10 protein-coding genes are annotated in these 12,806 nt (G+C 72.8%); 5 read left to right on the top strand and 5 right to left on the bottom strand.

What is annotated here, in order from left to right; all coding sequences use genetic code 11:
* Window positions 1–105 precede the first annotated feature (105 nt).
* Together OG885_RS10810 and OG885_RS10805 are read left to right on the top strand one after the other, a co-directional pair.
* Complete coding sequence (locus OG885_RS10810; protein WP_405729677.1) at window positions 106–1,461, top strand: protein phosphatase 2C domain-containing protein; 1,356 nt, start codon at window positions 106–108, stop codon at window positions 1,459–1,461.
* A 27-nt stretch (window positions 1,462–1,488) separates the two neighbouring features.
* On the top strand, window positions 1,489–3,231 hold the full coding sequence (locus tag OG885_RS10805; RefSeq protein WP_405729674.1) for a pyruvate dehydrogenase: 1,743 nt from the start codon (window positions 1,489–1,491) through the stop codon (window positions 3,229–3,231).
* On the opposite strand, the gene OG885_RS10800 is transcribed toward OG885_RS10805, so the two are convergent.
* Entirely contained in the window at window positions 3,228–4,568 is a 1,341-nt protein-coding gene (locus tag OG885_RS10800) for a helix-turn-helix domain-containing protein (protein WP_405729671.1), read from the bottom strand. The genes OG885_RS10805 and OG885_RS10800 overlap by 4 nt on opposite strands.
* Window positions 4,569–4,813: 245 nt before the next feature.
* Here OG885_RS10800 and OG885_RS10795 point away from each other — a divergent pair, with 245 nt between their 5' ends.
* Both OG885_RS10795 and OG885_RS10790 read left to right on the top strand, forming a co-directional pair.
* Window positions 4,814–5,422 carry a hypothetical protein gene (locus tag OG885_RS10795; protein ID WP_405729668.1) on the top strand — a complete coding sequence of 203 codons (609 nt, stop codon included), beginning with the start codon at window positions 4,814–4,816 and terminating at the stop codon, window positions 5,420–5,422.
* A gap of 848 nt (window positions 5,423–6,270) precedes the next feature.
* Complete coding sequence (locus OG885_RS10790) at window positions 6,271–6,753, top strand: ATP-binding protein (protein ID WP_405729665.1); 483 nt, start codon at window positions 6,271–6,273, stop codon at window positions 6,751–6,753.
* Between the two features lie 64 nt (window positions 6,754–6,817).
* Here OG885_RS10790 and OG885_RS10785 read toward each other — a convergent pair whose 3' ends face one another.
* Together OG885_RS10785 and OG885_RS10780 are read right to left on the bottom strand one after the other, a co-directional pair.
* The gene (locus OG885_RS10785) at window positions 6,818–7,861 is read right to left on the bottom strand and encodes a DUF2637 domain-containing protein (protein WP_405729662.1); all 1,044 of its coding nucleotides are present in this window, start codon (window positions 7,859–7,861) and stop codon (window positions 6,818–6,820) included.
* Window positions 7,862–8,188: 327 nt separating this feature from the next.
* Window positions 8,189–9,034, bottom strand: a complete 846-nt coding sequence (locus OG885_RS10780) for a (2Fe-2S)-binding protein (protein ID WP_405729659.1) — start codon at window positions 9,032–9,034, stop codon at window positions 8,189–8,191.
* Window positions 9,035–9,216: 182 nt separating this feature from the next.
* Between OG885_RS10780 and OG885_RS10775 the strand changes: the two genes are divergently transcribed.
* A complete protein-coding gene (locus OG885_RS10775) occupies window positions 9,217–10,092 on the top strand; it encodes a GntR family transcriptional regulator (protein ID WP_405729656.1) in 876 nt (291 codons plus the stop codon).
* Window positions 10,093–10,106: 14 nt separating this feature from the next.
* Here OG885_RS10775 and OG885_RS10770 read toward each other — a convergent pair whose 3' ends face one another.
* Together OG885_RS10770 and OG885_RS10765 are read right to left on the bottom strand one after the other, a co-directional pair.
* The gene (locus OG885_RS10770) at window positions 10,107–10,892 is read right to left on the bottom strand and encodes a hypothetical protein (RefSeq protein WP_399951233.1); all 786 of its coding nucleotides are present in this window, start codon (window positions 10,890–10,892) and stop codon (window positions 10,107–10,109) included.
* 127 nt (window positions 10,893–11,019) lie between these two features.
* Window positions 11,020–12,693 carry a PucR family transcriptional regulator gene (locus OG885_RS10765; protein ID WP_405729652.1) on the bottom strand — a complete coding sequence of 558 codons (1,674 nt, stop codon included), beginning with the start codon at window positions 12,691–12,693 and terminating at the stop codon, window positions 11,020–11,022.
* Window positions 12,694–12,806: the final 113 nt, after the last annotated feature.

The following is a 12,806-nucleotide window of genomic DNA, read 5'->3' as shown; positions in this document are numbered from 1 at the left end:
GGGTGGAACCGCCCGGCGGCCTTGTTTCGCACGACGTTTCGCACGACCTGCTGATTTTCCGGTTGCCCCGTTTTCATCCGGCCCCAGCGGTGGACAATTAGGGGCATGAGCCATCAGGGGGGAAGGCCCACCGGCCACGAGGACGACTGGTGGGGACAGCTGTACGACGACAAGACCGAGGACGCGGGCCCCACGTCCGCGCCCGACTCGCTGGACGACAGATACGAGTCGGCGGCGGGCACGGTGAACCGGGACGCGGAGAGGGCTGACATCCCAGCGCAGCCCGCCGCTTCCGAACCACCACCGTCACTGCGGACAGCCGTGCCGCAGGGCGGCACGGGTGGGCGCAGCGGCACCCCGCCGGCGCGGGCAAGCGAGACCCACGCCCCGGCACCGACCCCGGCCGACCCGGAACCCGCGCCCACCGAAACGCCCCCCACACCGCAACCCGTCCGCACCGCGACCCGCCTCGACCTCCCCACCCTCCCGCCCGCACCCCCCGTCACCTACCTGGGCTCAGGCCCGCCCACCTACGAAGCCGAACCCACCGCCCTCCCACCCGCGGACCCCGACGACCTCGACGACCTCGTCGCCGACACCGTCCTCGACGGCGCCCACTACGGCTCCTGCACCCTGCGCGCCGCCTCCGTCCGCGGCGACTCCGCCCGCTTCCGCGGCGAACCCCGCCGTGACTCCCTCCTCACCGCCCGCTTCGGCACCGGCGACCACGCCCTGGTCCTCGTCGCGATGGCGACCGGCGCCCGCGCCACCCCAGGCGCCCATCGAGCCGCCGCCGAGGCCTGCCACTGGATCGGCCGTGCGGTCGGCCGCAGTCACGCCCGCCTCGCCGAGGACCTCAGGGCCGCCCGCCGCGGCGACCTCAAGTCGGGGCTGCACCGCCTCACCGACCGCAGTCTCGGCAAACTCCGCGCCAGCGCCGCCGAGCAGGGCATCGACCCGGAGGAGTACTCCGCGACCCTGCGCTGTCTGCTCCTGCCCGCCGACACCGACTGCCGTACCCGTGTCTTCTTCGGCGTCGGCGCGGGCGGCCTGTTCCGGCTGAGGGACGGCGAGTGGCAGGACATCGAGCCGCGCGTCATGGACGTCACCGGCGAACCGGTCGTCGGCTTCGGCTCGCTCCCCGCCGAGACCCCCGAGGGCGACCGCCTCACCATGGACCTCGGCATCCCCACCCCGCCGAGCCCCTACGAACCCGCCCCCGAGCCACCCCGCGAGCCGTTCCGCTTCCGCGCCTCGGTAGCCCGCCCGGGTGACACGCTGCTGATGTGCAGCGGCGGCCTCGCGGAGCCCCTGCGCGGTGAGCCGGAGCTGTGCGACTACCTCACGGGACGCTGGGCGGGCCCCACCGCGCCGGGCCTCGCCGCGTTCCTCGCCGACACCCAGGTCCGGGTGAAGGGCTACGCCGACGACCGTACGGCCGCCGCCGTGTGGGAGGCGTAACCGCGGGGGGTGTGGATACATGGACTCATGGCCAAGCAGAACGTCGCCGAACAGTTCGTAGACATCCTCGTCCGCGCCGGGGTCAAGCGCCTCTACGGCGTCGTCGGCGACAGCCTGAACCCGGTCGTCGACGCCGTGCGCCGCAACGCCGGCATCGACTGGGTGCACGTACGGCACGAGGAGACCGCCGCCTTCGCCGCGGGCGCCGAGGCACAGATCACCGGCCGGCTCACCGCCTGCGCCGGTTCCTGCGGCCCGGGGAACCTGCACCTCATCAACGGTCTCTACGACGCCCACCGTTCCATGGCGCCGGTCCTCGCCCTCGCGTCCCACATCCCGTCCAGCGAGATCGGCCTGGGCTACTTCCAGGAGACCCACCCCGACCAGCTGTTCCGTGAGTGCAGCCACTACAGCGAGCTGATCTCCAGCCCGAAGCAGATGCCGAGGCTGTTGCAGACGGCGATCCAGCACGCGGTCGGCCGCTCGGGCGTCAGCGTGGTCTCCCTCCCCGGCGACATCGCCGACGACCCCGCCCCGGACAAGCCGCTGGAGACCGCGCTCGTCACCACCCGGCCCACGGTCCGCCCCGGCGACACCGAGATCGACCGGCTCGTCGAGATGATCGACAAGGCCGCCCGGATCACCCTCTTCTGCGGCAGCGGCACGGCCGGCGCGCACGCCGAGGTCATGGAGTTCGCCGGGAAGGTCAAGTCACCGGTGGGACACGCCCTGCGGGGCAAGGAGTGGATCCAGTACGACAATCCGTACGACGTCGGCATGAGCGGTCTGCTCGGCTACGGCGCCGCCTACGAGGCCACCCATGAGTGCGATCTGCTGATCCTGCTCGGCACCGACTTCCCGTACAACGCGTTCCTGCCCGACGACGTCAAGATCGCCCAGGTCGACGTCCGCCCCGAGAACCTGGGCCGCCGCTCCAAGCTCGACCTCGCGGTGTGGGGCGATGTGAAGGAGACCCTGCGGTGTCTGATCCCGCGGGTGAAGGAGAAGCAGAACCGGCGCTTCCTCGACAAGATGCTCAAGAAGCACGCCGACGCGCTGGAAGGCGTGGTGAAGGCCTACACCCGCAAGGTCGAGAAGCACGTCCCGATCCACCCCGAGTACGTGGCCTCCGTCCTCGACGAACTCGCCGCCGACGACGCCGTGTTCACGGTCGACACCGGCATGTGCAACGTCTGGGCGGCCCGTTACATCTCACCGAACGGCCGCCGCCGCGTCATCGGCTCCTTCTCGCACGGCTCCATGGCCAACGCGCTGCCGATGGCGATCGGCGCCCAGTTCACCGACCGCAAGCGGCAGGTCGTGTCGATGTCGGGCGACGGCGGATTCTCCATGCTGATGGGCGACTTCCTGACCCTGGTGCAGTACGACCTCCCCGTGAAGGTCGTCCTCTTCAACAACTCCTCCCTGTCCATGGTCGAGTTGGAGATGCTGGTCGCCGGACTCCCGTCGTACGGCACCACGAACAAGAACCCCGACTTCGCCGCCGTCGCCCGCGCCTGCGGTGCCTACGGTGTCCGCGTCGAGAAGCCGAAGGAACTCGCGGGGGCGTTGAAGGACGCCTTCAAGCACAAGGGCCCGGCCCTCGTCGACGTCGTCACCGACCCCAACGCCCTCTCCATCCCACCGAAGATCAGCACCGAGATGGTCACCGGCTTCGCCCTCTCCGCCTCGAAGATCGTCCTCGACGGCGGCGTGGGCCGCATGCTCCAGATGGCCCGCTCCAACCTACGCAACGTGCCCCGGCCCTAGTCCTCCGAGACCCACCTTCGGTTCGAGTAGTCGTACGAGTACTGCGGCAGCTTCTTGTCGCCCGTCGTGCGGAACGGGGTGCCGTGGTCGTCGACGCGGGCGGTGCCGGTGCGGCCCTGGGAGGACCAGTCCAGTTCGAGGTACCAGCTGCAGTCGCAGCCGACGGTCCGCGCGGTGACCAGCAGGATCTCGGGGTCCTCGGCGGAGACGCGGTAGGGCATCCGGATCGCCGGGATCTCGTTCTCGCCGTCGTTGCCGGCCTCCGAGCGGGCGATCGGCCGGTCCGCGTCGAGGTCTACGGAGAACATGCGCGGGGTGAGCGCGCCGCCGCAGCCGTTGTCCATGGCGTACGAGTTGCCCCCGGCCGGGGCCGAACGTCCGACCACCCGCACGCGCAGCGCCTCCAGGACCACGGCCGTGGAGCTGCGCCCCTGCACCGACACCTGCACCATCGTCTCGCCGCCGTGCAGCGCGCCCTGCGCCGCCGCCCAGGTCGCCGCGTCCTGCGCGACCGGCGGCGGTGGCACCTGCGCCGACGGCTTGTCGATGACGTACCGGTGGCCGCAGCCCGCGTTCCAGACATGGGAGTTGACCGTCCAGGACAGGGGCACGGCGGCCCCCGGGGCCGCGCCGCCGGTGGGGCTGCCGCCGCCCTTGGCGGACGCGCCGGGGTGCGGCCGACCCGTACCGGAGCCGGACGGCGACGGGGTCCCCCGGCTCGGGGAGGCGGACGGGCTCGGCTTCTTCCTGGACGCGCTGGGGTCGGGTGACGTGGGGGCGGCCGAGGTGGAGCGGGCCGGATCGGTGGGGCGTACGGAGTCGGCGGCGGAGGAGCGGTCGTCCGAGAGGGCGGACAGACTGCCGAGCGAGGCGATCAGGACGACGGCCGCGGCCGACGCCACGAGGGCTCGCCGTCGGCGGTACCAGGGGCGGGGCGGCTCAGGGGCCCGGACGACGGTGACCGGATCGGCCTCGTTCGCCTCGTTCGCCGCGTCCACCTCGTTCGCCTCGACGGCCGGTTCGACCGGGGGTGCGGTCGGCGGCGGCGTCGGCGCGGGCTCCTGCGGGCGCGATCGCTGTCGTGCCGCCACCGCGAGCAGCCAGCGCCGGTGGAGTTCGTGTCGTTCCTCCGGTGTCGCCCCGCACAGTGCCGCGAACCGCTCCACGGGGGCGAAGTCCAGCGGGACCGTCTCCCCGGCGCAGTAGCGGTGCAGCGTCGAGGTGTTCATGGCCAGTCGGCGGGCCAGCTGGCCGTAGCTGCGGTCCGTCCGTTCCTTCAGCCGCGTGAGCAGCGCCGCGAACTCCGCCACCGCGGCCGCGTCCCCCTGGTCCGACACCGTTGTCCCGCCCCCCGTCGCTTGTCCCAGGCACTCACATACCTGCACGTCACATGGCCTGGGATGGTTCCACCGGGGCACAACGGCCGCCGGCTGTTGCGCCGGACGCCTGTGACCGCTGATGCTCTTGGTGTCGCACCGAGCGGGCCGGACCGACCAACCACCCCGGAGCGACACGCTACTTACTCGCACGCTTGTGCACATGCTTCTCGCACTCACTCGTACACGGGGGACCCACCATGCCCATGCGCACCCGAGCCGGCGCGCTCCTCGCCGTCGCCGCCACCGGACTCGCCCTCGGCGCGACGCTCGCCTCACCCGCGGACGCCGCTCCGAAGCCCGCTCCGAAGTTCCTTGCGGCGTCCGAGCTGCCGCCGCACCCCTCGTCCTCCTGGACGGCCGGCAAGGTCACCGACGGTGCCCCGGACAACCTGCTGTCCTGCCTCCGGGAGACGCTGCCCGGCTACGACTCGCGGTACCGCGCCTTCCACACCGACCTCGACACCAGCGCCCTGCAACTGACGATCGTCGTCGGCGACACCGGCAAGGCCAAGGCCCTCGCCACCCGCCTGAACAAGGACATCAGGACCTGCGCCACCCAGTTGGAGCAGGCCGACCCGGAGGTCGAGGCCACGCACCGGGACTACGGCACGCTGCCGGTCGAGGAGGGCGCCCGGGTGCACGGTCTGCACATCGAGGGCTCCTGGGGCTCCTCCGACATCAAGCTGCTCTCCGTCGGCCGGGACGGCGGGACCGTCACCGTCGTGGAGTGGGAGCAGCTGGGCGACTTCGCCGACGCACCGGTGAAGGCGTTCCGCAAGACGACGACCAAGGCCGTCGACAAGCTCTACTGAGCCACCGGAAGAAGCGGAGCCGCCCTCTCGCCACGGGGGTCGGGAGGGCGGCCTCCGCGGCAGGTCCGGTTCGGGGCGGGCGAATTCAGGCCAGTTTCAACGCCGGGTAAAACAGCAGCCGAAGCGGCCTGACGCGTCATGTCCGCAGGTCTGCGTCCCCGGCCGGGGACGGCGGCCCGGGCAGACGGGCATGGGCAGTTCGTCCGAGGCCCGCCGGTCAGGGTGTCTCCCGGGTGCGTAGGCCCGGAGCCCCGTCGGACCGCCGGGATGGCCGACCCGGACGCGGGCCGGACGCACGGCTCCGGCCGCGCTCACCGTCGGGCGCCGGTCCCACGCGGTACGTCGTCGAGCCGGACGCCCACGGTGTCGTACAACCCTGTCCGTACCGGGAAGTACCGGGAACCCGGGCTGGTCCTGGCGTCCCACCCGTCCCGCGGCGTGTCCCCGGACCGTGTGCCGGCGCCAACCGGAACGGCCCCGTCGACCAGCCCTTTCCCCGCCACGCGCCGCCCGCGCGGGCCCCCGCCCCGGCCCGCGGCCCGCGCGGCACATGCCAGCCGGGGGAACCACCGGCACGCCCGCCCCGCGCCGGCCTCCGTGCCCGGCCCGCCCCGGCACCCGCCCCCGGCCCCGTCGACACCCCGATCCGGACATGCCGCACGGCGCCTCGAAGCCTGATCGAAGGGCGGTGCAGCGGCGGCCGGGCGATGGGTGTCGTAGCCGTGAACCGTGGCCGAACACCTGGTCGTTGACGATTCGACATGACTGCGGCGTGAACGACGGGGCATGGATCCCCGTGAACGTGTTCGAGCAGGAGGGAAACCGACATCGGCACGCGGGCGGGGGTCATGAAGAGGCAGGCACGAGGAGGCGGTCCCACGGCGATCGGGGCCTTCTCGGTGGAGACGGTGGAGGACAGGGCCGTGAGCGTCGGAGAACCGGCGCCGGCCGTATCGCTACGACGCAGACTCGGGCGGGCGGATCTGCGTGCGGTGCCCGAAGTACGCCGCGCACTGCGCGAGTTGCTGGGGCAATGGGGGAGGCCCGGACGATCGGAGATAGCGGAGCTGCTCACGAGTGAACTCGTCACCAACGCACTCGTCCACACCGACCACGACGCGGTCCTGACGGCCACCGTCGGACCCCGTGGACTGCGGGTGGAGGTACGGGACTTCGTGGCCCGCAGGCCCAGACTGCGTGTACCGAACGCCGACGACGGTACGCACGGCCGGGGCCTGGTCCTCGTCCAGTCCCTCGCCGACGCGTGGGGCGTACGGGCGCACGGGGTGGGGAAGGCGGTGTGGTTCGAGCTCGACGCGGGCGCCGCGTGACCGACACCATGCGAGGGGGGTACGGCCGTCCGGCCGTACCCCCCTCGCATGGTCCCCGAAGGGCTTAACCGAACTGCTGCTCAAGGTCCTTGAGCTTGCGCTCGAGGGAGTCGAGCCGCGGCAGGGCCATGGTGTCGTCCTCCGCGGTGAGGTCGACGGTGATCGGCTCAGTGCCTTGACGGACCGGCTGAAGGGACGGACGCGAGCGCACGGGCAGCGGTTCCGGCGACGTAGATATGGCAGGCTCCGCGGTGGCTCGGTCGCCGCCCCGCTCCAGGGCCTGGGTCTCCACCTGCCGGCCGCCGCCGCGGCCGATGAATCCGCGGTGCCCCCGGCTGATGGCCTTGAGCTGGGCGCGCTCCAGACGGTCCGCCTCGCGGCGGCGCAGCCGGTTCGTCTCCTTCTGGCGCTGGTCCTCGCGGACCTCGTCGACCGCCTCGTCGAGGCTGCGGACGTTCTCCAGGAGCATGAGCGACCAGGCCTTGTACGTCTCACGCGGCGCCCGCAGCCAGCGGACCACGCGGATCTGCGGCAGCGGACGGGGCACCAGGCCCTGCTCGCGCAGCGCCGCCCGGCGGGTCTGCTTCAGGGCGCGGTCGAACAGGACGGCTGCCGAAAGGGACATGCCGGAGAAGAACTGCGGCGCGCCGTCGTGGCCCAGACCCCTGGGCGCGTGCACCCAGTTGAACCAGGCCGCGGCACCCGCGAACGTCCACACGAGTATCCGGGAGCCGAGCGCCGCGTCTCCGTGGCTGGCCTCACGCACCGCGAGCACCGAGCAGAACATCGCCGCGCCGTCCAGGCCGAACGGGACCAGGTACTCCCAGCCGCCGGACAGGTTCAGGTTCTGCTGGCCGAAGCCGACCAGGCCATGGAAGGAGAGGGCGGCGGCGACCGCCGCACAGCAGAACAGCAGGACATAGGAGGCGGTGCCGTATATGGCCTCCTTGCGCCGCCGGCGCTCCTCGCTGCGCTCCCACGAGTCGTCCTTCGCGTGCTCCCCGCTGGACCGCTTGCTCCGCGCCAGCACCGCCATCGCCGCGACCATGCCCAGGAGCAGTACGGCGCCCGGAAGCAGCCAGTTCAGCGATATGTCGGTCAGTCTCATCTGGGGTCCCTTGCATTGGGATAGGGCGTGTAACGCCCGCCATAGTGGCCCAATCCCACCGGCCCTCAGGGGGTTTCGGGGCAAGAGGCCGCCAAGGAGGTGCAAGGGATTGCCCAGGGCGGCGTTCTGCTCGAACTGCCGCGTGAGGGGCGGGAGTTGAGTTCGAATAAGACTACCCGTACGGGTGGTTCCACGGAAAGTTCCTGCGGCAGGTGAGGAAATTGTGAATCCCCTGTAACCCGCCGGGAGTCGCGCGGAAGCCGCACGGGAGCCCTGTTCGCGGATGATCTTACGGGACCGGTGGCCGGGCCCGTTCCGCGGGGTCCCTCAACTGGCTGCCGCCGCCAGCAGTTTGACGACCCGGTCGGCGTCGCAGGTGCGCGGGCAGGTGACGCAGGTGTCCTGCGGTTCGAGGGTGTAGTACATGCAGCAGCTGATCCGGTCCCGGGTGGGCAGCGGCTCGCCGGCCGGTCCGCTCAACTCCCGGAAGGCCGCCGAGCCGACGTACGGCTTGGTCGTGCCCGGCAGGAGCAGCTCCAGCTCGCGCTCCGCCCGACGCTGCTCGTGCTCGCCGAGCAGTCCGGCGACGTACCAGAGCCCCTCGACCACCTCGTCGGTCACCATGCCCCACAGGGCCCGCCCGCGCCGCCGCATCCGCGGTCCGAACCCGGCGAGCAGCGGCTCCATGTGCTCGGCGACGGCGTCCCGCACCTCGGCGCGCAACGCCTCCTCGTCCGGGACCACCCGGGCGCCGGGCAGCGCCGCGGCCGGATCGCCCGGCAGACAGGCGAAGGCGCCAGTCCGTACGGCGAAGTCCATCGGGCCCCGGGTGCGGTCGTAGGACACCCGCGTCACGGGGAAGCGCGGCACCCGGCGGTGCAGGAACCAGGGCAGGGTGATCAGCAGACAGGCGGGCCAGGCGTACCGGTGCAGCCCGAAGCTCGCGATGACGTCCGGCCGGCCGGGGCGTCCGTGATCGCGCCGCACCTGTGCGTCGTCCCACACCAGGAAGGCGTCGAGTCCGTCGGCGCCCGCCGCGAGCGCGTGGGCGCCGACCCATCCGTCGCCCCGGGGTGCCGGCTCCGCGGGCCCCAGCTCGCGCACCGTCATGCCCGGAAAGACCTCGGTCAGACGGGTGTAGGCGTCCGTGAGGGCCGAGGCGGGAGCGGGCATGCGGGGCCACCAATCCAGGACAGTTGTGCGACCACGTAGGACAGACGTTCTGAAGGTAAGGCTAACCTCACCCAAGATCATCACGCTTTGAACCGTCGGCTTCTGCGCCTAAGGTGCTTGACGGGTAAGTAACAACCCGCCGTAATGACCCCAAGTACTGACACGTCCGGAGGAGGCTCCTTGTGAAGCAGGGCACACAGGGCTCCACCGGGACGGAGGTCACCGGACCGGTACGGGTGCCGCCGCAGGCGCGTCCCCACGGCGGGCTGCCGGAACCCCAGGTCGAGCGCACCCGCGCCGCCGACGCCGTACCGAACGCCCGCGGCGGGCGCCCGCCCGCCGAGCGGCCCCTGCCCACGCCGCCCTCCGTGGTCCCCGCCGAGCAGCCGCCGGTGCCGCCGCCCTCCATGGCCGCCGCACACAGCGCCCGGCCCGTCGTCCAGCGGGCCTCCGTGCGCGGGCAGATCCTCGACGCCCTGCGCACCGCGCTGGTGACCGGCGAGCTGACCCCCGGCGAGGTCTACTCGGCGCCCGTCCTCGGCGAGCGCTTCGGCGTCTCCGCGACGCCGGTCCGTGAGGCCATGCAGCAGCTGGCGCTGGAGGGCGCCGTCGAGGTCGTCCCCAACCGCGGGTTCCGGGTCGTCGAGCGGGGCGCCCGGGAGCTGGCGGAACTGGCCGAGGTCCGCGCCCTGATCGAAGTGCCGGTCATGCTACGGCTGGCGCGGACGACACCGGCCGAGCGCTGGGCGGAACTGCGGCCGGTCGCCGAGGCCACCGTGCGGGCCGCGTCGACCGGCTGCCGGGCGACGTACGCCGAGTCGGACCGCGCCTTCCACCGCGCGGTCCTCGCCCTCGCCGGCAACGAACAGCTCGTCCAGATCGCCGACGACCTCCACCGCCGCGCCCAGTGGCCCCTGACCGGCGGCCCGGCCGCCCGTGGCCGCGCCGAACTGGTCGCGGACGCGGCGGAACACACCGCACTGCTGGACGCGTTGATCGCGGGGCAACTGGACGTGGTGCGGGCGCTGGTGGGGGAGCACTTCGCGGGCGCGAGCTGAGCGGCCCCCTGCGATTACGCCGTAGCCGCCCCCGCCGCCGGCGGCAGCGGGGTCAACTGCCGGGACAGCCACGTCGGTACGCCGCCCAGCAGACGGAACAGCCGCCGCGCCTCCTCGCGCAGCCGGGACGCCTCCGGCTCCACCTCCGCGTCGGCCAGCGAGGCCAGCGCCGGGGCGGTGCCGACCAGGTAACCCAACTCCTCCCGGATCCGCAGCGATTCACTGAAGCCGTGTCGCGCCTCCGCCAACTCCCCTTCCCGCAGCGCGAGTCCGGCGAGATGGCGCCAGGTGAAGGAGAGGAGCAGCGGATCGGCGTGGGCCACCGCTCCCGCGTGCGCCCGCCGGTACGCCGCCCGCGCGGCCTGCGGCGAGCGGGTGAGGTTCTCGGCGAGCAGCCCGCGCCGGAAGTCCAACAGGGCCCGCCCCGGCGCCCCCGGCGCGATCAGCGCCGCCGCCCGCCCGAGCGCGGCCCGCGCCTCGTCGGCCCGATCGCGGACCTGGTGCAGGGTGGCCGCGTACGCAAGTTGCCCTCTTTCACAAGCGGCGGCGCCCCGCTCGTCGTCGGTGTGGGCCAGCGCCTCGGCCGTGCGCAGCGCGTCCTCGGCCTCCTCCCAGCCCTGCTCGGTGTAGAGACACCGTTCGACCAGCAGCGCGGCCCGCTGCAACGCCGCGTCCGCGCCCACCGGTTGGAGCAGGGCTGCCGCGTCGGCCCAGCAGGCGCGTGAGCGCAGCCGCCATACCGCGGTCTGGAGTGGATCGTCAGGGGTCGTTCCGTTACCAGACATGGCGGTATACGCCACCTCGCCCTCCCCGGCACACCATTGAGCTGTTGAGTGGTGGCCGCATCTCAGCACGAATTCCGTGGCCCGGCCAAGAGGGTGGGTGAAGGATTTCACAAAGTCGTGGGATCCCCGGCGGCGCCGGATGTCAGCTCATCCTCAACGCCAGGAAGAAATCCAGCTTGTCCTCTAGCCGGGAAAGGTCACGACTCGTCAACTGCTCGATTCGCCCCACCCGGTAGCGCAGTGTGTTGACGTGCAGGTGGAGCCGGGTGGCGCAGCGGGTCCAGGAGCCGTCGCAGTCGAGGAACGCCTCCAGCGTCGGGATCAGCTCCGCGCGGTGCCGGCGGTCGTAGTCGCGCAGGGGGTCCAGCAGCCGGGCGGTGAACGCGCGGCGGACGTCGTCCGGGACGAAGGGCAGCAGCAGGACGTGCGAGGCGAGCTCCTGATGGCCCGCCGCGCACACCCGGCCGGGCCGGGCCGCCGCCACCCGGCGGGCGTGCCGGGCCTCCTCCAGCGCGCCGCGCAGCCCCTCCGCCGAGTGCACCGCCGCGCTGACGCCCAGGGTGACCCGGCCGTCGTCGTCGAGACCGGCGGCGAGCGGGTCCCGTACGGACTCCAGCAGGACGTCGGCGAGGATGCCCGTCTCGGAGCCGTCGTGCTCGGTCGACACCGCGGGCAGCGGGACCAGCGCGATGGCCTCGTCGCCGGTGTGGGCGACCGCGATCCGGTCGGACGGCTCGGTGCCGCCGGCCAGCGGGTCGACGAGGATCTCCTCCAGCAGCGACTGGGCGACCGTGCCGCCCTCGACGTCCCCGCCGTCCCACTCCACGCGGGCCACGACGACCTGCCAGTGCGGCGCCGCCCCCAGACCGGGCAGCAGGACCGGCGCGGCGACCCGCAGACGCGCGGCGATCTCGGCGGGCGCGGCGCCCGTCTGGACCAGCTCCAGGATCTCCTGGGCGAGCCGCCGCCGCACCGTGCGGGCCGCGTCTCTGCGGTCCCGCTCGACCGCGATCAGCTGGGTGACGCCCTGGAGCAGGTCGAGCCGCTCCTCCGGCCAGTCCCCGGCGTCCGCCTCGACGGCCAGCAGCCAGTCCGACAGCACCGTCTCGCGCACGTCCCGCGAGGCCTGCGGGGAGCGTCCGCTGCTGCGGACCGGGAACAGCGAGTACGTCGTCGAGCCGAGCGTCAGCCGGTGCGGTCCGCGCCGGCCCGTGCGGACGGCCGCCAGATGCTCCGCCGCGAGCTTCGCGCAGATGTCGGCGGGCAGCGCCGGGCCCGAGGTCTTCGAGCCCGCGATCAGTCGTCCGGTCGGCGACAGCACCCAGGCCCGCAGATCCAGGTCGGAGCCGAGCAGGTCCAGGACGACGTCCGGGCCGCCGCCCGCCGGGCCCGAGGTCATCATCCGGCGGTGCCGGTCCACCACGGCCGCCAGATCCCCGGCCCGCTCGCCGCTGACCTGCCGTACGACATGCTCGGTGATCGTCGCGAACGCCACCGACTCGTGCACCGCGAACAGCGGCAGCCGGTTGCGCGTACAGGCCAGCACCAAATCGTCCGGCACATCGCCCAGCTCGGCCTCGCCCGCCGCCAGCGCCGCCACCCCGGCCTGTACCAGGATCCGCACGAACGCGTCGGAGTCGGCTGCGTCCCTTCGCCACGCCAGGCCCGTGAGCACCAGCTCGCCGCCCGACAGATAGCGGCTCGGATCCCGCAGGTCCGTGGTCATCACACCGCGCACGGTGCGGTCCAGCTCGTCCTCACCGCCGAGCAGCCGCAGGCCCAGCGCGTCGGTGTCCAGCAGTGCGCGCAGCCGCATTCTCGTCGCCGCCGATCTTTGTCTCGAAATCTACGATGAACTGTGAGGCCCCTGTGCGGGAGGCGCCGGTCCGACGGGGCCGGTGCGCTCCGCGCACCGCCCCTCGGGCTGTG

This window comes from Streptomyces sp. NBC_00028, assembly GCF_045041065.1.
GTDB lineage: Bacteria > Actinomycetota > Actinomycetes > Streptomycetales > Streptomycetaceae > Streptomyces.
The sequence above is the reverse complement of the archived record's forward strand: the minus strand, read 5'-3'. Positions and strand labels throughout refer to the sequence as shown.

Coding starts and splice junctions, on each gene's coding strand:
- OG885_RS10790 (WP_405729665.1), top strand. CDS start 6,271: ATGAAGAGGCAGGCACGAGGAGGCGGTCCCACGGCGATCGGGGCCTTC.
- OG885_RS10805 (WP_405729674.1), top strand. CDS start 1,489: ATGGCCAAGCAGAACGTCGCCGAACAGTTCGTAGACATCCTCGTCCGC.
- OG885_RS10810 (WP_405729677.1), top strand. CDS start 106: ATGAGCCATCAGGGGGGAAGGCCCACCGGCCACGAGGACGACTGGTGG.
- OG885_RS10765 (WP_405729652.1), bottom strand. CDS start 12,693: ATGCGGCTGCGCGCACTGCTGGACACCGACGCGCTGGGCCTGCGGCTG.
- OG885_RS10780 (WP_405729659.1), bottom strand. CDS start 9,034: ATGCCCGCTCCCGCCTCGGCCCTCACGGACGCCTACACCCGTCTGACC.
- OG885_RS10785 (WP_405729662.1), bottom strand. CDS start 7,861: ATGAGACTGACCGACATATCGCTGAACTGGCTGCTTCCGGGCGCCGTA.
- OG885_RS10795 (WP_405729668.1), top strand. CDS start 4,814: ATGCGCACCCGAGCCGGCGCGCTCCTCGCCGTCGCCGCCACCGGACTC.